Genomic DNA, 20,932 nt, shown 5'->3' on the forward strand with positions numbered 1-20,932 from the left:
AAAAGTTCGAGTCCAGGTGAACGTCATGTGGTGGAGCAAAGGCAAATCGCGGGTAACCGAGGGCGCACAGGCCCTGGCATCACCAATGATCATGTCCCTGGAGCCGCGAATGCTGTTCGACGGCGCGGTGGCGGCTACCGTGGCCGATGCCGCACAGGCGGACGCCCAACCCACCGCAGACGCGGCCAAGACGCCTGCCGCTGACCAGGCTTCAGACAGCCATGCGCCTCAGGGCCAGGCCGATGCCACCCAGGCCGCTGTACCGGGCAAGACCGTGGTGTTTGTCGATTCCCGGGTCAAGGACTCGGCAGGCCTGCTTGAAGGCGTCGCGCCCGGTACCCAGGTGGTGCAATTGGATGCCACCAAGGACGGCCTGCAACAGATCGCCGATTACCTGGACACCCACCAGGGCATCAGCTCGGTGCAGATCATCGCCCACGGTAATGCCGGTGACTTGTGGCTGGGCAGCGCCTACCTGTCGGCAGATAACGTCCAGGCCCGCGGCGAGGTGCTGGCGCAGATCGGCCAGGACATGAACGCTGGTGGCGATATCCTGATTTACGGCTGCTACACAGCCGAGGGCGACAGCGGCCTGAAGCTGGTCAATTCACTGGCGCAGTTGACCGGCCGCGACGTGGCGGCCTCCACCGACCGCACGGGGCTTGGCGGCGACTGGGAGCTGGAAATCGCCACCGGCAACATCGAAAGTGCCAACGTGCTCTCGACCAAGGCCATGAACGAGTACCAGTGGGGCCTGGCCACCTGGACCGCCACCAACAATTTCAATTCCGGCATCGGTTCTCTGCGCGCAGCTTTGGATTCTGCGCAGAACGGCGACATCGTGACGTTCAATGCCAACATGACCGTCGCGCTGACCCAGGTACTGGTGGTCGACAAGAACGTCACCATCGATGGCGATCTCAACAATGACAACGTGGCCGACGTCACCCTCGACGGGCAGTACCGTACCCAGATCATCAACGTGACGGCTGGCACCACGGCCACCCTTGATGGCCTGGTGATCACCCGGGGTATGACGGCGGGCAATGGCGGCAATGGCGGCGACGATGCGCTGGTGTCCAAGGGTGGCGGCATTTACAACGCCGGCACCCTGACCCTGAGGAACGTCACGGTCACCGCCAACGCCGCTTCGGGTGGTGGGGGCGGCGGCGGTGTGACACCGCAATACTCCGGTGGCGCCGGCGGTGGTGGCGGTGCGATAGGCGCCAGTCCAGGCAGTATCGGTGGTAGGGGCGGCGACACCCTCGGGTATATGGGGTCTTCCGGATCGGTTGGCCAGGGCGGTACCGGCGGCAGTAACAACGGCAGCCAGGGCGGTAGTGGCGGTTCCTCTATCGGTGGCGGCGGAGGTGCGGCTTATCCTGGCTATAGCACCGGTTCTTCCGGTGGCACGGCCAGCAGCGCTGGATTGTCCATTGGCGGTGGCGGCGGTGGTAACGGCTATAACGACATCGGCGGTGCCGGTGGCGGAGCGGTCGGTGGTATCTACAACGACACGGGCGCGACCCTGCGGATCATCGGCAACACGGTGATTTCCAACAACGTCGGGGCGGGCGGTGGCGGTGGCGGTGGCGGCGGAGGTGGCTACACCCAAACGGGCGGTGCCGGTGGCGTCGGTGTCGGCGCCATCTGGAACAAAGGCTCGATCCTGATCACTGCGGCCAACTTCGCAGCCCTGGCCGGCAACGTCGGCGGCAGCGGCACTGGGGGCTCGAGCGCTGGCAGCGCGGGCGTTTCGCCAGCGTCGGTGGCCAACGTCTACGGCGACGGCGGCACCATCGATACCAACTATGTGCCGGACGAGACGCCGCCCACCGCGACCGTCGTGGTGGCCAATACCAACCTGAACTCCGGTGGCACGTCGCTGGTGACCATCACCTTCTCCGAAGCCGTGACCGGCCTCACCGCGGCCGACCTGACGGTGCAGAACGGCACCATCGGCACCTTGACCAGCGGCGACGGTGGCATCACCTGGACCGGCACCTTGACCGCGGCCAGCAACATCGCCGACACCACCAACATCATCACCCTGAACAACACCGGGGTTGCCGACCTGGCCGGCAATGCCGGCGTGGGCACCACCGACTCGAACAATTACGTGGTCAACGACACCGTGGCGCCCACGGCGTCCATCGTGGTCAGCGACACTGCCCTCAGGGTAGGTGAAACCTCGGTAGTAACCATCACCTTCAGCGAAGCGGTGAGTGGTTTCACTGCCGCCGACCTGACCGTCGCCAACGGCTCGATCAGCGGCCTGAGCTCCAGCGATGGCGGCATCACCTGGACGGCTACCCTGACACCGGACGCCAGTATCACCGACACCAGTAACCTTGTGACCCTGAACAACACCGGGGTCGCTGACCTCAATGGCAACGCTGGCGTCGGCACCACCGACTCCAACAATTACGCTATTGATACCCTGCGTCCGACAGCAACCATCGTCGTGGCTGACACGGCACTGAGGGCAGGGGAAACGTCGCTGGTGACCATCACCTTCAACGAGGCGGTGAGCGGTTTCACCGTCGCCGACCTGACGGTGGCCAACGGCACGGTTACCGGGTTGAGCAGCAGCGACGGCGGTATCACCTGGACCGGGACACTGACGCCGAGCGCCAGTACCAACGATGCCACCAACCTGATCACCCTGGCCAACACTGGCATTGCCGACGCTTCCGGCAACGTCGGTACCGGCACCACCGATTCGAACAACTACGCCATCGATACGCTGCGTCCCACCGCCACCATCGTGGTGGCCGATACCGCGCTGAACGTCGGCGAAACCTCCCTGGTGACGATTACCTTCAGCGAGCCGGTGACCGGATTCACCTTGGCCGACCTGACCGTCGCCAACGGTTCGCTGAGCGGGCTGAGCAGCAGCGACGGCGGGATCACCTGGACCGCGACGTTCACCCCGAGCGCCAGCATCAGCGATGCCACCAATCTGATCATCCTGGCCAATACCGGAGTGGCGGACGCGGCTGGCAACGCCGGCACCGGCACCACCAGTTCCAACAACTATGCCGTCGACACGGTGCGCCCGACCGCAACGATCGTCGTCGCCGATAACGCCTTGAGTGTCGGCGAAACCTCGCTGGTGACCATCACCTTCAACGAAGCGGTAACAGGCTTTACCACCGCCGACCTGACGGTCGCCAACGGTACGATCACCGGGCTGAGCAGCGGCGACGGCGGCATCACCTGGACCGGCACACTCACACCCAGCGCCAGCATCAGCGACACCAGCAACCTCATCACCCTGGATAACACCGGCGTGACGGACGCGGCGGGCAACGTCGGTACGGGCACCACCGATTCGAACAACTACGCCATCGATACCGCACGTCCGACCGCCACCATCGTGGTCGCCGATTCGGCCATTGGCGTCGGCGAAACCTCGGTGGTGACGATTACCTTCAGCGAGGCGGTGACCGGTTTCACCCTGGCGGACCTGACCGTTGCCAACGGCAGCCTGAGCGGGCTGAGCACCAGCGATAACATCACCTACACCGCGACTTTCACGCCGAGCGTGGGCGTCAGCGATAGCACCAACCTGGTCACGCTCAATAACACGGGCGTGGTGGACGGCGCAGGCAATACCGGCAGCGGCACCACCGATTCCAACAACTACGCCGTCGACACGCTGCGCCCGACCGCCACCATCGTGGTGGCCGACACCGCGTTGAGCGTTGGCGAAACCTCGCTGGTGACCATCACCTTCAGCGAAGCGGTCAGCGGCTTTGACAATTCGGACCTCAGTGTCGCCAACGGCACACTGAGCGCGGTCAGCAGCAGCGACGGCGGCATCACCTGGACGGCCACTTTCACTCCGGCCCTGGGGGTCAGCGACACCTCCAACGTCATCACCCTGAACAACACCGGGGTCAGTGACGCGACGGGCAACACCGGGACCGGCACCACCAACTCCAACAACTACCAGGTCGATACCAACGTACCGACGGCGACCATCGTGATCGCCGATTCCACGTTGAGCATCGGCGAGACGTCGTTGGTGACCGTGACCTTCAACTCGGCGGTCAGCGGGTTCGACAATTCGGACCTGACCGTCAGTAACGGCACGCTCAGCACCATGAGCAGCACCGACGGTGGCGTCACCTGGACGGCCACCTTCACGCCGAGCGCCAGCATTTCCGATACCAGTAACGTGATCACGCTGGACAATACCGGCCTGATCAACGGCGCGGGCAATGCCGGCGTCGGCACTACGGACTCCAACAACTATGTGGTCGATACGGTGCGACCCACCGCGACCATCGTCGTGGCCGATACGGCCATCGCCGCTGGCGAGACTTCGCTGGTGACCATCACCTTCAGTGAGGCGGTGACCGCGTTCACCAGCGCCGACCTGACGGTGGCCAACGGCGTGATCTCCGGCCTGAGCAGCAGCGACGGCGGCATCACCTGGACCGCGACCTTCACGCCGACTGCTGGCGTCACCGACACCAGCAATGTCATCTCGCTCAACAGTGGTGGCATCGTCGACTTGGCGGGCAACGTCAACGTCGGCACCAGCGACTCCAACAACTACGCGCTGGACACCGAACGTCCAACCGCAACGATCGTGCTCGCCGATACCAACCTCAATGTGGGCGAAACCTCATTGGTGACCATCACCTTCAGCGAGGCGGTGACCGGTTTCAGCAACGCGGACCTGAGCGTTGCCAACGGCACTCTGAGTGCTGTCAGCAGCAGCGACGGTGGCCTGACCTGGACCGCGGTATTCACTCCGACCCTCGGCGTGCGGGATGCGACCAACCTGATCACCCTGGACAACACTGGCGTGAGCGATGCGGCGGGCAATACCGGCACGGGTACGACCAACTCCGGCAACTACGCCATCGATACGCAGGTGCCGACGGCGACCATAGTGGTGGCGGATACGGCCCTGAACATTGGCGAAACGTCGTTGGTGACCATCACCTTCAACGAAGCCGTGAGCGGATTCGACAACAGCGATCTGACCATCAGCAACGGGACATTGAGCAACGTTTCGTCCACCGACGGCGGCGTCACCTGGACGGCCACGTTCACGCCAAGCGCGAGCATTGCCGATACCAGCAATCTGATCACGCTGGACAATACCGGTCTGACCAACGGCGCGGGCAATGCCGGCGTCGGCACCACGGACTCCAACAACTACGCCATCGACACCGTGCGCCCAACGGCGACCATCGTCGTGGCCGATACCGCTATTGCCGCCGGCGAGGCGTCGCTGGTGACCATCACCTTCAACGAGGCCGTGACCGGCTTCACCGACGCCGACCTGACCGTTGCCAACGGTACGCTCAGCGGGTTGAGCAGCAGTGACGGCGGCATCACCTGGACCGCGACCTTTACGCCGGCCGCCGGCGTCACCGACACCAGCAATGTCATCACCCTTGTCAACGGCGGCGTCGCCGACCTGGCGGGCAATGCCGGCAGCGGTACCACTGATTCGAACAACTACAGTGTCGACAGCCAGCGTCCGACCGCCACCATTGTGCTGAGCGATTCAGTATTGAAACCGGGTGAAACCGCTCAAGTGACCATCACCTTCAGCGAGGCGGTCACGGGCTTCAGCAATGCTGACCTGAGCGTTGCCAACGGCACCTTGAGTGCTGTCAGCAGCAACGATGGCGGCCTGACCTGGACCGCGACCTTCACGCCGACCCTGGGTGTGACCGACGCTACCAACCTGATCAGCCTGGACAACACCGGGATCAGCGATGCGGCCGGCAACGCCGGGACAGGCTCCACCGATTCGGCCAATTATGTGGTCCAAACACAGGTGCCGACTGCTACGATCGTGGTGGCCGATAACGCACTCACGGTGGGGGAAACCTCACAGGTGACCATCACCTTCTCGGAAGCGGTCAGCGGGTTCGACAATGCCGACCTGAGCGTGAGCAACGGTACGCTGAGCAACGTCTCGTCCACCGACGGCGGCATCACCTGGACGGCCACGTTCACCCCGACGACCAGCATCACCGATACCAGCAACCTGATCAGCCTGGACACCAGTGGCGTGGTCAACGCCTCGGGTAACAGCGGTGTGGGCGTGGTGAACTCCAATAACTACGCCATCGACACCGTTCGCCCCGGCGCCACCATCACCTTGGACGACACCCGCCTGGGCATCGGCCAGAGCACCACGGTGACCATCAGTTTCACCGAGGCCGTGTCCGGTTTCGACCTGTCGGACCTCAGCGTTGCCAATGGTGTGTTGTCCAACCTGATCAGCAGTGACGGCGGCCTGACCTGGACGGCGACCCTGACACCTACCGCGGGGGTCAGCGACGCCACCAACCTGATTCTGCTCGACAGCAGCAACGTGCAGGACATTGCCGGCAACGCCGGCGTGGGGATCGCGATCTCTGCCAACTACGCCCTTGACGCCACCCGCCCGACCGCAACCATTGTCGTCGCCGACCCGAACCTGAGCGTGGGCGAGACGACCCAGGTGACGATCACCTTCAGCGAAGCGGTGACGGATTTCGATCTGTCGGACCTCAGCGTCACCAACGGTGAACTCACCAACCTGAGCACCAGTGACGGCGGCAGGACCTGGACGGCAACGTTCACGCCAACGGTAAACCTCACGGACCCGAGCAACTTCATCGCCCTGGACACCGGTAACGTCAGCGACCTCTCGGGCAACGCCGGAGCAAGCGTGGCGGTGTCCAACAATTACGCCATCGACACCGTGGTGGCCAACGATGTGAAGCCACCGCCGGAGTTCCTGACGTCGGACCCTGTCACGGTCGTGCCGCCATCCGAGGTGCCGTTGCAGCCGATCATCTTCACGCCGCCAACGGGTGACCTTGGCTCGCCGCTGGGCTTTCCGCCCCTGTTTGAGCAACGGGACGTGGGCGGCGGCATTCGGCCGATTGGCGACATCTTCATCAACCGTGGCGCATTGGCGCCGAGCTACATCGCCCAGGTATTCAGCTCCGACGCGGCGGGAGATGGCTCCGGCCAGGGCTTCCTGGGCTTCGGTGGCGGCGATGGCGGGGTGTTCGGCAGCAGCACGATCGCCGGTCTGTTCAGTCAGGATGCCGGTTCCGATGGTGAATCGCTGGACGCCTTCGACAATCAGTCAATGCAGGGCGGTGATGTCTCCCAAGGGGTGCGCGGGGTATTTGGCGCACCGACGCTGGGCCAGCAACTGCAACACATCAAAGACACTGAGCAGCGTCAGGTCGACAGCCTGGCAATGGCATTGCAACAGGTCGGCATGAGCCAGGCGCATGCCTGAACAACTAAAAAAATTGGGGCAGCCAGGGGCAATCCAGGGAATGAATAGAAGTCAGAAGTTATTCGCAATGAGTGTGCTGGCGTTGACGGTCAGCGGATGTGCGGTCACCAGCGAGCCGATCGAGCGTAGCGTCAGCGAACAGCGCGCCCAGACCGATCTGCAGAACATGTACAAGGATCAGGAGCCCCTCAGCGGCCCGCTGACCCTGCACCAGGCCATGGCCCGTGCGGTGAAGTACAACCTGGAAGGCCGCTTGAAGATCATGGAAGAGGCACTGGCCAAGCGTCAGTTGGACTTGGCCAGTTTCGACATGCTGCCACGCATGGCCCTGGACGCCGGCTATGTAGGCCGCAACAACGTCAGCGCTTCCAGCAGCCAAAGCGTGGAAACCGGTACCCAGTCCCTGGAACCGTCGACCTCCCAGGACCGCGACCGCGAAGTGGCCGACCTGACCATGGTCTGGAACGTGCTCGATTTCGGCGTGAGCTACATCAGCGCCAAGCAGGCCGGGGACCAGCGACTGATCGTGCAGGAGCGTCGGCGCAAGGTCATCAACACCATTGTTCAGGATGTGCGTTCGGCTTACTGGCGAGCCATGGCCGCCGAGCGCCTGCTCAAGCAGATCGACAGCCTGATGGCCCGAGTCGATACGGCCCGCGGCAACAGTCAAAGCATGAGCGAACAACGCATTGGCGACCCGGTGCAAGCGTTGGGTTACCAGCGCTCGCTGATCCAGGCCACCCGCCAGCTCGAAGAGCAGCGCCGGGCGTTGTCCCTGGCCAAGACGGAACTGGCGACGCTGATCAACCTGCCCCTGGGCACTGAGCTGACCTTGGCCACCCAGGATGAATACGTCATCCCGGAGCTCAAGGTCGATCTCGCGCGTCTTGAGCAGGAAGCCCTGACCAGCCGCCCGGAACTGCGCGAGCAGGACTACCAGACGCGCATTACCGCCGCCGAAACCCGCAAGGCCATGCTGCGCCTGTTACCTGGGCTGGAATTTTCCGCTGGGGGGCATTACGACAGCAACTCGTTCCTGGTGGAGCAGGGCTGGGCTGACTATGGCGTGAAAGTCACCTGGAACCTGTTCAACGTGATCTCCGCCCCGGCGGCCATCAACGTGGCCAAGGCCGGTGAAGAGGTGGCGGCGGCGCGGCGTCAGGCCATGTCGATTGCCGTGCTGGCGCAGCTGTACGTGGCCAATGCCAATTACCGCGAGGCGCTGCGCCAGTTCAAGACCAGCCAGCAGTTGGCGGATATCGACGGGCAGATCGTCGGTCAACTGCGCAACCGCCATCAGGCCGCCGGCTTGGGGGAACTGGACCTGATCCAGGGCGAACTCAATACGCTGCAGGCTGATTTGCGGCGGGATCTGGCCTATGCCGACCTGCGCAATGCCTACGGCCAGATCTTTGCCAGCGCTGGCCTCGACCCGTTGCCCGATGAAGTGCAATCGACCCAAGTGCAGTCCATTGCCACGGCGTTGGCCAACCGCGAAGCGGCGTGGGCCCAGGGCGATATCGCGGTGCCGACGGCAGCGGTGACCCAATAACAGGCCGCAAGTAGGGTGCGCCCGGCGTTTTCCCGGCTGCCGGTAACGGTGAACCTGCCTTTGCTGTTGCAGGCACTGGCAGCCGTTGAGGACGTTCATTGGCATGGCCATTTCAACAGCGCCTATTACAGCGGTGACTGGAGTGGTGTGGCGCTGATTTCGGCGGCCGATGCCTTGACCCCGTTGTCCCCCGGGCGCGGTCAGCCCGTACGCCGCGTGCCTTGGTCGGACGATAACCGTTGGCACGAAGCGTTGCGCGACTGGCCGCTGGAGATCGTCTCGGCCCGGCTGCTGCGACTTGGGCCCGGTGGGTGCATCCACGAGCATCGCGATTATGACCTGGCGGGGGCGGACGCCGATCTGCGCCTGCACGTTCCACTGCTCAGCCCGCCAGGCGTGGACTTCTGGCTGGATGGGCAACGGATTCCGATGACGGCGGGTGAATGCTGGTTTCTCGACTTGTCACTGCCTCATCGCGTCGATAACCACAGCACTCAGCCACGGATTCATCTGGTGCTCGATTGCCGCCCCAGCCCATGGCTGCAAAGGCAGGTGGCCACTGGGCTGCTCAGCACACCGGCAGTCGGGGCCGAGCGAAGTGATCTGCTGTGCTTTGAGCAACTCGTTGAAAGCGACCCGCAACTCGCCCGGACCTTGCAGAGCCTGCATGACGTGGAGGCTTTCATTGAGTGTGCCATCGCGATGGCTGCCGGACGCGATTTACACTTTACCCGGGAGCAATTGCGTGCGGCCATGCGCAACGGACGCCGGCAGTGGAGTGACCAGTGGAAGGCTTGAACCTGGACGGCTGGCTGCCGATCCGCGTGTGGCAAGCGGCGGGGCAGTGGCAGGTTGACTGGTGCTGGTTCGGCGAGGCGCGATTGTCGCAACCGTTCTTCGGCGACGCGGTGGAGCAGGCCCTGCGGTTGCCTTTCAACCAGGCGTTCCGCCGCCAGACCCCTTTAAGTGTCCTGGACCAGTGGAGGCAACAAAGCCCGGGCCTGCTTCCGAGTGCATTCATCTTCCATGCCTCCCGCTGCGGCTCGACGTTGATCAGCCAGATGCTTGCGCAACTCGACGATCACATCGTCATTTCAGAGCCGCCGCCTCTGGATGCTCTGCTGCGCAATGCTATGCCGCACGCTGACCGGAGCATGGCGCTCATGGGGCTGATGTCGGCCTATGGGCAGCGCCGCCGAGGCGTGGAAGAGCGTTTGGTGATCAAGCTCGACGCCTGGAACATCGGTGAACTGGCGCTGCTGCGCGAGTGCTTTCCCGACACGCCTTGGCTGTTCGTGTACCGCGACCCTTTGGAAATCGCCGTTTCCCATTTGCGTCGTCCCGGCATGCACATGGTGCCGGGGATGATCGGGCCGAGCGTGCTGGACGACGAATTGCCCTTCAGCGGCCAGGAAGATTTCGTCGCGCGCCGACTGGGACGGTTGTTGCAGATAGGGTTGGAGCGCTGCCATGAGTTCGCCGGGCTGGCGGTTAATTACGCTGAGTTGCCTGATGCGATGGCAGGTCGGCTGGCAGAATTTTTCGGACTCAACGACGCCCAGCGTCGCCAAGTGTTTGCGATGGCGGGGCAGCATGCCAAGCAGCCGGGGCAGGTGTTTGCCGGTGACAGCGAGGACAAGCGTCGGGAGGCTTCGTCATCGCTGCGCCATCGGGTGATGCATTGGGCGCAGGGGCCCTATGAAGCACTCGAAACCTGGCGCGTTGGCACTTGTTCAGCCGGCGTCAATGTCGACTGACCCAGCGCTATCGCGAGCAGGCTCGCTCCCACATTTGTTTTGTGCGGGTTTGAGTATCCGCAACTGCCCCTCAATCTCTTGTGGGAGCAGAGCTTGCTCGCGAGGCGGCCTGACAGCCGGCCTGGCTTTAGCGGGTGTACACCCATCAGACCTGTTTGAGCAGAACCTGTGGGAGCAAAGCTTGCTCGCGAGGCGGCCTGACAGCCGGCCTGGCTTTAGCGGGTGTACACCAACCAGACCTGTTTGAGCAGAACCTGTGGGAGCAAAGCTTGCTCGCGAGGCGGCCTGACAGCCGACCTGGCTTTAGCGGGGTACACCCATCAGACCTGTTTGAGCAGAACCTGTGGGAGCAAAGCTTGCTCGCGAGGCGGCCTGACAGCCGACCTGGCTTTAGCGGGGACGGTACACCCATCAGACCTGTTTGAGCAGAACCTGTGGGAGCAAAGCTTGCTCGCGAGGCGGCCTTATAGCCGGCCTGACTCTCCGGCCGTACCTCGATCCAATTGTGGGAGCGGGCTTGCTCGCGAAGGCGTCGGCACAGCTTGCATCAAAGCAAAGCGCTACCCCTTGGTTCCAGGCGCCGCCATCTCTTTTGTTTCCAGATGATCCAGCGCTCGCTCAACCAACAACTGCACCCCATCGGCCATGCGGCTAATCGCCAGGGCTACGCAGCGGCGTGAGTCATCGACGTCGTCGGCCAGGTCGGCGGCGATGGTGCTGATGGAGAGCAGGTCTTCGGAGGCGTTGGCCAGCAGGGTTTCGGTGTCGATGTGGGGGGCGACGATGAAGAGCTGGTTTTTGTCAGGTTCGGGCGGTGGGGAGGATTGGGGTTTGAGGTAGTAATCGAGGGCGCGGGTGGCGGCGTCTTCGAGCTTTTTTTCTTCGAGAGTTTCGACGCGGGATTTATGGCCGCTTTGTGGCGGATTCGGTGTTGCTTTGAACATAATGATTTCCCTGGAGGTGGAGCCGACACCCTTCGATTGCACTTCGAAAAAAGGTGGCAGCTGTACGTAGGTGTGCAAGACCGGTCCAGGAACCCGGCAGACTCGAAAGTCTCCCACGCGCAGCCGCCATAACAATCGGCGAGCATAGAAAAATGCTCGGCGAATAGCCATAACGAATGCGTTCCTAGATCGGACTTGCACGTCCGTGTCACCGTTTTTTGGTGACAAGCAGAGGTTAGCGGCGCTCGAAAGCGCTGCCTAGTTCATGAACAGCCCGGCGTTTTGAAGGAAATGTCCGAGGGTTTGGCGGGGGAAAAGGTCAAAAGATCGCAGCCTTCGGCAGCTCCTACAGGGACCGGTGTAGGAGCTGCCGAAGGCTCGGGCCGCGTTCGGACGATCTTTTGATCTTTCGCTTGAGATTTCATGCCCTGCGCATGGATCAAGCCTTGTTTGGCGACAACTCCGCCATCCCCTTGAGCAATTCAATGGGCAGCGGGAAGACGATAGTGGAGGTCTTGTCCCCGGCAATGGAGCCCAGCGTCTGCATGTAGCGCAGTTGCATGGCGCCAGGCTGGCGACCGAGCATTTCGGCGGCTTGCATGAGTTTTTCCGAGGCTTGCAACTCGCCTTCGGCGTGGATCACTTTGGCCCGCCGTTCCCGCTCGGCTTCGGCTTGCCGGGCGATGGCGCGGATCATCGATTCATTGAGGTCCACGTGCTTGATTTCCACGTTGGCCACTTTGATACCCCAGGCGTCGGTCTGGGCGTCCAGCACTTGCTGGATGTCGCTGTTCAATTGCTCTCGCTCGGCCAGTAATTGGTCCAGGTCATGTTTGCCGAGGACGGCGCGCAATGTGGTCTGGGCCAGTTGGCTGGTCGCCATGAGGAAGTTTTCGACCTGGATGATCGCCTTCTGTGGATCGAGCACGCGAAAGTACAGCACCGCGTTGACCTTCACCGAGACGTTGTCGCGGGTGATCACGTCCTGCGCTGGTACATCAAGGACAATCGTGCGCAAGTCGACGCGGATCATCTGCTGCACCACAGGGATCAACAGGATCAACCCCGGCCCTTTGACCTGCCAGAACCGGCCGAGCTGGAAAACCACCCCGCGTTCATATTCGCGCAGGATCCGGAACGTTGAAGCCGCCAGCGCTATCAACAGCAACAACAGCATCGTGAAACCGATTTGCATACCCATCTCAGGCTCCTTGTGAATCAGCGGCGGCCACTTCCAGTAGCAGACCCTTGCGTGCGATGACCCGCACCGCCTGGCCAGGCCGCAGTGGCATTGCGCTTGTCACCTGCCAGCGTTCGCCCTCCAGCTGGACCCAGCCCTGGTGATTGCTACCGGCCTGCAAGGCGGTCACCGCCGTGACGCTGCCCAGTATCGCGGCATCGCCGCTCACGGGTTGGCGTGGTCGGGTCTTCAACGCGCGGACCAAGAGCACGATCAGCAGAAAGCCACTGATCAGACCCAGGACGATCATCAGTGGGACCGGTACATCGGCGTTGGTCAGGATGATTGCGCCAATGACGCACAGAATGATGCCGCCCAACCCGGCGACTCCGTAGTTGGGCAAAGCGGCCTCGGCGATCAGCAAGGCCACGCCCGCAGCAATCAGCCAGAAACCCAAGGGATTGGCCGCCAGCAACGCCAGTCCGTCGGCCGCCAATGCCGGCCCGCTCATGGCCAGCAATGCGACTGTAAAGCAGTGAATGTTCACGGGACCTCCGCAACGCATTCTTCGAGACGGTACCCAGAGTCTAGTCGAGTCAACGATTGATTGAATTTTGATCAGTCCGACGGTCATCAAGAGGCTAGACTGCGGGGAATAACCCAGCCATCCGACCTATGCTCAGGAGTCCCGCATGGAATCCCCGATCCACAGCCTGCCCGCGCTGTTCAAGCAATTGGGCCTGTCTGACGACCCCGTTGATATCGACAAATTCATCACGACCCATTCCCCCCTCAAGCCTGAGCTGCACTTGGCTGACGCGTTTTTCTGGAGCACAAGCCAGCAGCAGTTACTGCGAGAAGAAATCCTCGAGGACGCAGACTGGGCGGAAGTGGTGGACCAGTTGAATGTGTTGCTGCGCAAGGGGCGCGACGAGTGACATGTAAGTAGAGCCTGTGGGGGCTTGCTCGCAAATACGTCGTATCAGCCAGCATCACCGACAACTGGCCCAGCGCTTGGCGAGCAAGCCCGCTCCTACAAAGAAAAGTGTTTATTCTTTATTGCTATTAATTCGTAGCTTATTAATTAACTAATATGACTCGCCTCTCTAATACTCGCCTGCAACAGACACGCAGGAGAGTCACCGATGCGCAACGAATTGATTCGCTACCTGATTGTGCCGGGCTGGCAAGTATCGCCCAACATCACGGGTACAGCGACTGGATAAATGAATCTAAAGTTTGTCGGGTGAGAGGGGCGGGCTTTTATTATATGAATATTAACTGGTGTTGCTCTGGCGATGTTTTATTTGTGTGAATTTTTAGTGGGTAATGCAAATAATTTGTCTGGTTTTTGAACTTGATTGTCGGTGCGCTGAAGTTGTTAATTGAATGGCGAAAGCAATAGGGTCAGTCGAATGGACACTGACCATTAATCAATGAATCAGCGTGTCGAGGATTTAAATGGAATACGAGATTAATACACCTGTCGCGATGCAACAGTCGGGTTGGTACGACGTGCAAAACTTTGGGGTTTTTTCCGTGACGGGGGGTAACCAGTTATACAGCAACGGCAATCAACAACTGATGGTGAGGGTATTTGTCCAGGTCCAGAGCTGGCTGGGAAGCAGCCTTCCCCTGACTCAGTCGGAAATCGATTCCATTGTCCTGATTGATGGGCATACGGGGACGGAGCTTATCAAGGACAGGAATCGCGGTGATGTCGGTGTATGGAAATATACCGACCGGCAGGATACTCGCTTTCGCCAGCTTCCTCCCAACCTGCCAGCCCGGGGCTCAGTGCCGTCGGGAGAGTTTGTCTACACCAAGGATTTTTACGTCACGTCCAGCTCCGATAAACCGATCGAACTGCAGTTACGCATCACCCGGGCAGACGGCGAAACGTTTCGATCCAGAAAACAGGATGAATTTGGCGCACTCACGTTAGTGTCTCTTCCACCGGCAATCTATCGCTCTGAGCAATATTCGCTTAGTCGCACTTCGGCTCCCTACTCCAGCACAAGAGGTGATATCGAGAAGGTCGAGCTTTTCATGCTGGATCTGGTCGTTGATCAGCAAAGAATGGGGTTCGTTGCGGATTTCAATATGGTCGCTCATCCAAGGATCGGAAGTTCGGACAAGCGTTATTCGGGTTATTACCTTGTCGGCTACGGGAATGGTCAACACATGCGAACAGGCGGTCCAGTGCCTTGGGAGCGGCCGGATGTACTGGGAAGGTATCGCAGCGAAAACGGGCGTGTTGCATGGGTTCTGGCCTACGGGAAACTCGGATCGGTCTGGGTGAGGGACCCTGTGCCGGGCACTGCGCTGGAACTGGTCGATATGTACGGAAATCTTCATGAACTGCGCGTGGAGCTGACTGACGATCCGCTGACGGTTCGCGTGACCAGAATATAAAAACAATTCGTTCAAGGAAGAACCGATGAATACCTCTTCATCCCTCCAAGGTCAGTTGACTTCGGCGGCCTTCAAGTTTGACAGTTTTGTCCGTTCAGGCGTGGATCCGCGCACAGGTAGCTGCAGTTGCAGCGTGGCGCTGGACACGGCACCGGCTGACGCAGCCGTCGGCTCGAGAGTATCAGCGACCCTGGCATACGACGCCTTCCATGATCAGGACCTGGGTTTTGGGGCCGGTTGGTCGTTGCGCACCAGCAGTTATGATCAGCGCAGACGAAAGTTGACATTGACGAACGGCGAAACCTATCAGCTTTTTACCGATGGGAATCAGACTGCTTTCCAGGATAAGAAGCTCGATAACCTGCGCGTCACGGTCGAGGGCAACGAACTTTTCATCGAGTACATCGATGGAAGAGTCGACGTGCTATCGCGCCCCGGTACGACCTCTCACGAATGGCTGCTTGCGCGGGAATACAGTCCCGAGGGCAAGGAAACGCTTTATGAGTACCGCCTGGTATCTGGCCGGCGGCAGTTGGTGGCGGTTATCCAGCAGCATCGCCGAATCCTGCAGATTGAATACGCCCGGAGCAGGTCGATGGCAACGACGGTCACCCTGTGGCCGGATGTACCTTCGAGGAAACTCCGGTACCTGTTGACCCTGCGCAATGGAACACTCCAGCAAATCAGGTTGATTACCGCTGAAAATGTCCCGTTGACCTGGACCTTCGACTATTCGCGTATCAATGGTTTTCTGCTGATGACCGAAGTCCACCAGCCAAGCGGGGCCCGGCAAACGCTCCGGTACAAGGCCGAGGGTCATAGGCTTCCCAACGGGGCACCGGTGCCTTACCTGCCCGTTGTGTCTGAATCGATCATGTCGCCTGGCGGTGACCAGCCGGCAATGATCACCCTGTACGAATACTCCGTCAGGAATTTTCTTGGGCATGGTGCGGGGATGCGCTGGTCCGCTGAGCGTGATGTGCTTTATGACGTCAGTGGCGACTACCAATACTCCTGCACTCAGATTCAAATGGTTGCGGATACACGCGGTCCGCGTGAGTCTTCCCGAGTCATACGCACCTACAATCGCTTCCACTCGATGGTTTCGCAAAGGACGATCAGTGGCAGCAAGATGCAGCTGCGGGAAATCGAATATTACGATGTGCCCAATCGAGCTTTCAGGGATCAGCCTCCGCAGTTCCAGATGCAGCGCATCGTGCGCGATAGCTTCTTCGATACTCGCGCGACCCGCGTAAAAAGTCGGGTCGAGACCACCCACACTTCTTATGACGAACATGGCAATCTGCTGGAAAAAACCAGCCCGGGCGGGGCGCGGGAAGTCTATGAGTATTTTCCGGCACAAGGGAACGCGGATTGCCCCGCCAGCCCCATAGGCGTGCCTTGTTTTCTGAAGCAGAAGTCGATTCTTGCCTCAACCGATTTCGCCGCCGCGCCGACCACTGTGGTTCGCTACACCTACAGCGAATTGCCTTCGCGGCTCGCGGGCCTGCGCTGTGTCCGGCTCGTCAGCGAGACACTTTACGAAGATGGCGTCGCCAAGCCGCGTGTGACCTGTCGATTGAAGTACGTGAACAACGTCAATGACGTCTTTCATGGACGGTTGCAAAGCAAGGTCGAAACCGTAGGCGGCGTTCGTCGTGAGCATCGTTATGCGTACCGGCGTGAACACGATAACGTGCGCACCGACCAGACCTTTAGCGCCGAAGGACTGAGCCATCTGAGACAGGACTGGCATGATGTGTGTGGGTGGCTGATCAAGACCGGCGAGTCCGGTGGCAATACCGTCAGCATGGAATACGATTCGCTGGGGCAACTGACCCGTGAAACGGTGATGCCTGACACGGGCCGCTCAGCGTCGCGTCAGTTCATCTATCAGGTGAGTGACGCCTCCAATGATGGTTCGGTCAGCGTCACCGTCAAGGATGCTCGCGGCGCCCTGACCGTGACCCGCAGCGATGGACTGGGTCGTACCGTGAAGGTCGAGAAACAGGACGTCGATATGCCCGGCGCGCCCCTGCGGGTGATCTACGAAGCCCGATATGACGGCCTCGGACGCCTGCAGTCGGATGAACAGACCGACTGGTTCGACGGCGAGCCGAAAACCCTGGAAACCCGCTACGAGTACGACGAGTGGGGGCATCAGAACCGCACCACCCGCTGCGGGCAAGGGGTCGTTCATGACGAGATCGACCCTGTGGCGCGTACGCGCACCCAGTGGATAGAGGGTGGCGGCAAGACCCGTACATTCATCAACGCCTTGGAGAAACCATCGCGGGTCGAACGTGTGGACCGTTCCGGCATCGTGCGAGAGGTGACCCGCTACGAATACGATGGTCTGGGGCGGTGCATCCAGCAAACAGCCGCCGACGGTGCGGTGACCCGCTACACCTACGATATGGCCGGCCGCGTGCTGAATACCACATTGCCCGACGGTACCTTGGTCGAGAAGAAATACGCCGCCCAGAGCCAGGGCGACTATCCCACTCAGATCAGTGTCAATGGCTATGTAGTGGGAACTCGTACCTACGACGGGCTGATGCGCATTACCACTCACCAGGCGGGCGGTCGTACCGAACGGATGGTGTACGAGGGTTCCAGCAGGAACCCTGCGCAGAAGAGCACTGCCGCTGGAAAAACCTTGCGGTTCACTCTTGATCCGTTGTTCGAGGATGGCGTCACCAGCCGCTCCGGTAGCCAGGTGTCCGTTGCGACCACGCATCGGTTCGACCCACGCACAGGTTTGCTCCAGGAATCGGCCAATGCGCTGGTGCAACGGCGCATGGAGTACGGCCCTTCCGGCCGTCTCAGCCGGGAGTCGTGGGTGACGGCGCTCGACCGCTTCGACAGTGGACAAACCTATTCGCTGATGGGCAAGCCGATTGGCTACACGGACGTCAGTGGCACGGTTCGCACCTGCGTTTATGATCAGACGGGACGTCTGACGGGCATCACCCAAGGCCCTGCCGCCCTCCCCGCTCAGGAGCGTATCACCACCACGTACTCGTACGATGCCCAGGAGCAGGTCAAGCGCATCACCGTCAGCGATCCTCGATCGGGCCTTTCGTTGGTCACCGATCTGGACTACGACGACTTTGGCCGCGAAATCCTTCGGCGTTCCTCCCAGGGAAATGACGTCGTCGAGGTGGCCCAGTCGTTCGGCCCGGGCGACAGGCTCAGCCAGCGTACGCTCAAGTCCAGCGGGCTCTTGCGTGACGAGATGTTTGCCTATGACCTGCGAGGGCGGTTGACGCGTTACGCCTGTCAAGGCGGGCAGGGGCCAGTGGACGCTCAGGGTAAAGTGATCCTCGGGCAGGACTTTACCTATGACGGTCTGGATAACATCCGCCAGGTCGTCACGCATTTCGCAGGCGGCGTGAACACGGCCACGTATCGATATGACCTGGCGGATAAAACGCAACTCAGCGGCGTCAGCCACAGTCATCCGGACTATGCATCCGCCCATTCGACTTTCCGCTACGACGATGACGGCAATCTGCTCAACGATGCCTATGGACGTCAGTTGATCTACGACGAACTGGGGCGCTTGGAGAGTGTGGCTTCGGCTGACGCCAGGTCGATATTGGCGCGTTATCGGTACGATGCCTCTGACCGGCTTCATGCCGTTGAACGGGCAGGGCAGAAGCCGTGTCGGCGCTTCTACCGCGCCGAGCAGTTGTGCAGCGAAGTCACCGGGGAGGATAGCCGCAGCCTCCTGCACGAAGGGCGGCAGTTGCTGGCGCTGTCCCACGGCCAGGAGACGGTGCTATTCAGAACCGACGGCTGCGGTAACGTCTTGCAGGCACTGTCCGGCGACGACAGCCCGCGGCATGCCTATTCGCCCTATGGGCAACGCGCAGCGGCAGACGGATTGGGCAGTCTGTTCGGTCTCGGCGGCGAGCCGCAGGACCCGGTGACCGGCTGTTATCTGCTGGGCAACGGCTATCGGGCGTACGATCCGGTACTGATGCGATTTCACCGGCCAGACAGCTGGAGCCCTTTCGATGGCGGTGGCCTCAATCCCTATGCCTATTGTCTCGGCGACCCGATCAATCTGAGCGATCCCACCGGCCATATCTCGACCTGGGGCTGGATCAAGATTGGCATTACCGCTGCTTTCGCCATCGCATCCGTTGTGTTCACCCTGGCGACCCTCGGCGCCTCCGCCCCCTTGGTCGGCATCTCGTTTTCGGCCGCAACGGCGTTGACCCTGGAAGTGGTGTCAGGTGCGGCATCGATCGCGTCGATCGTGCTGGAAGAGGTGGCTCCGGACGCTGTCGCCACCCAGGTGCTGAGCTACGCCAGCCTGGCCTTGGGCGCCGTGTCCGGCGGGGCTTCCCTGACAGGAAAACTGCTGAACAGAGGGACCTCGGTCGCCCTGCGCAATACGGTCGAGTCGCTCGGTGACGCCGTGACGCTGGGCCGCAGCAACGCGTTGCGCGGGACGCGCATCGGTGCCTATGCCAAGGCTGCGAGTCCTTTGGTCCGAGGCGGCGGACGGCGCAACCTCATTGCTGTGCAAAATGATCTGCGGGATGTGCTGACTGCCAAGGATGTGGTCAGCTATGCCCACTACCCGATCAAGGGCGCCATCTACACCGTCGATAGGGACAAGTACATTGAAAAGGCCCAAGCGTTTCTGGGACTGACGGGGGAAAGCCTCAGTAACCCTCGACGGGGCGAGGCACCTGAGGATATCTACGGTGACATCCGGGAGCGAAGCGCGGATATCCGATTCGCATGAAGGGTGGTCCTTACGCTTTCCATATATAAATTATTGTTATATATGGCTCACAAAAAAGTATTGTTGAGGCATAAAAAATATCGGTATCTTCGGCACCACGCCAGCGATAGCACTTCGCTGGCACTTCCATTTTTTGACCGTGGTCCATGACGACGGTGATTTTCGATAAGGACACTGCATGAAAAAGGTTCTGTTATTCACCGCATTGGCAGCCTCTCTGACGGCGGGTCTGGCCCAGGCGGCGGAGAAACTGGTCGTGGCGGCCACCCCGGTACCCCACGCCGAAATTCTCGAGTTGATCAAGCCGGCCTTGGCCAAAGAAGGCGTGGACCTGCAAATCAAGGTGTTCACCGACTACGTTCAACCCAACGTACAGGTGGATCAGAAGCGTCTGGACGCCAACTACTTCCAGACCCTGCCGTACCTCAAGAGCTTCAACGAAGGCAAAGGCACTGATCTTGTGACCGTGATCGGCGTGCATGTGGAACCGTTCGGTGGTTACTCGAAGAAAGTCAAAAGCCTGGCCGAACTCAAGGACGGCGCGACCATCGCCATCCCCAACGAAGGCAGTAACAGTGGTCGTGCCCTGATCCTGTTGCAGAAGGCTGGTCTGATCGAGCTCAAGGACCCGAAAAACGCCCTGGCGACCCCCAAGGACATCGCCAAGAACCCGAAGAACTTCAAGTTCAAGGAGCTGGAGTCGGCCATGCTGCCGCGTGTGCTGGATCAGGTCGACCTGGACATGATCAACACCAACTACGCCTTGGAAGCGGGTCTTAACCCGGCCAAGGATGCGCTGGTCATCGAAGGTTCGGATTCGCCGTACGTGAACTTCCTGGTGGCTCGCCCGGACAACAAGGACAGCCCGGCCATGCAGAAACTGGCCAAGGCTCTGACCAGCCCGGAAGTGAAGGCATTCATCGAGAAGAAATACAGCGGCGCGGTACTGCCGGCGTTCTGATCGAACAGCAAGGGTTTTGAAGTTTCAACGCCGACGGCTTTGCCAGCGTCGGCGTTTTTTTGTGCCGACGCTGATCGGAAGAGCGTCG

Annotated in this window: 11 protein-coding genes; 8 read left to right on the forward strand and 3 right to left on the reverse strand. The window is 60.9% G+C overall.

Annotated elements, in window-relative coordinates:
• The first annotated feature begins 25 nt into the window (after window positions 1–25).
• From AAIS01_RS25415 to AAIS01_RS25430, 4 genes are read left to right on the forward strand one after another with little or no spacing between them, the layout of a single operon-like run.
• Window positions 26–7,273, forward strand: coding sequence for an Ig-like domain-containing protein (locus AAIS01_RS25415; protein ID WP_343471226.1), 7,248 nt, complete (start codon window positions 26–28; stop codon window positions 7,271–7,273).
• Between the two features lie 40 nt (window positions 7,274–7,313).
• Window positions 7,314–8,825 carry a TolC family protein gene (locus AAIS01_RS25420; protein ID WP_343471227.1) on the forward strand — a complete coding sequence of 504 codons (1,512 nt, stop codon included), beginning with the start codon at window positions 7,314–7,316 and terminating at the stop codon, window positions 8,823–8,825.
• Window positions 8,826–8,840: 15 nt separating this feature from the next.
• On the forward strand, window positions 8,841–9,623 hold the full coding sequence (locus tag AAIS01_RS25425) for an aspartyl/asparaginyl beta-hydroxylase domain-containing protein (protein ID WP_343471228.1): 783 nt from the start codon (window positions 8,841–8,843) through the stop codon (window positions 9,621–9,623).
• Window positions 9,611–10,582, forward strand: a complete 972-nt coding sequence (locus AAIS01_RS25430) for a sulfotransferase family protein (RefSeq protein ID WP_343471229.1) — start codon at window positions 9,611–9,613, stop codon at window positions 10,580–10,582. Before AAIS01_RS25425 ends, AAIS01_RS25430 begins: the two co-directional genes overlap by 13 nt.
• 560 nt (window positions 10,583–11,142) lie before the next feature.
• Here AAIS01_RS25430 and AAIS01_RS25435 read toward each other — a convergent pair.
• The 3 genes from AAIS01_RS25435 to AAIS01_RS25445 form a co-directional block, all read right to left on the reverse strand.
• Window positions 11,143–11,526, reverse strand: coding sequence for a DUF6124 family protein (locus AAIS01_RS25435; RefSeq protein ID WP_343471230.1), 384 nt, complete (start codon window positions 11,524–11,526; stop codon window positions 11,143–11,145).
• A gap of 439 nt (window positions 11,527–11,965) precedes the next feature.
• Complete coding sequence (locus AAIS01_RS25440; RefSeq protein WP_092401948.1) at window positions 11,966–12,727, reverse strand: slipin family protein; 762 nt, start codon at window positions 12,725–12,727, stop codon at window positions 11,966–11,968.
• A 1-nt stretch (window position 12,728) separates the two neighbouring features.
• Window positions 12,729–13,253: an NfeD family protein gene (locus AAIS01_RS25445; protein ID WP_343471231.1), complete on the reverse strand. Its 525-nt coding sequence runs from the start codon at window positions 13,251–13,253 to the stop codon at window positions 12,729–12,731.
• Window positions 13,254–13,398: 145 nt separating this feature from the next.
• Here AAIS01_RS25445 and AAIS01_RS25450 point away from each other — a divergent pair, with 145 nt between their 5' ends.
• From AAIS01_RS25450 to AAIS01_RS25465, 4 genes are all read left to right on the forward strand, one after another.
• Complete coding sequence (locus tag AAIS01_RS25450) at window positions 13,399–13,644, forward strand: DUF2789 domain-containing protein (protein ID WP_343471232.1); 246 nt, start codon at window positions 13,399–13,401, stop codon at window positions 13,642–13,644.
• 523 nt (window positions 13,645–14,167) lie between these two features.
• On the forward strand, window positions 14,168–15,121 hold the full coding sequence (locus tag AAIS01_RS25455) for a hypothetical protein (RefSeq protein ID WP_343471233.1): 954 nt from the start codon (window positions 14,168–14,170) through the stop codon (window positions 15,119–15,121).
• Between the two features lie 25 nt (window positions 15,122–15,146).
• Window positions 15,147–19,883 (forward strand): RHS repeat-associated core domain-containing protein, encoded by a 4,737-nt coding sequence (locus AAIS01_RS25460; protein ID WP_343471234.1) that lies wholly within the window; start codon window positions 15,147–15,149, stop codon window positions 19,881–19,883.
• A gap of 178 nt (window positions 19,884–20,061) precedes the next feature.
• On the forward strand, window positions 20,062–20,844 hold the full coding sequence (locus AAIS01_RS25465; RefSeq protein ID WP_343471235.1) for a MetQ/NlpA family ABC transporter substrate-binding protein: 783 nt from the start codon (window positions 20,062–20,064) through the stop codon (window positions 20,842–20,844).
• Window positions 20,845–20,932: the final 88 nt, after the last annotated feature.

The sequence above is a fragment of the Pseudomonas halotolerans genome (genome assembly GCF_039581215.1).
GTDB lineage: Bacteria > Pseudomonadota > Gammaproteobacteria > Pseudomonadales > Pseudomonadaceae > Aquipseudomonas > Aquipseudomonas tehranensis.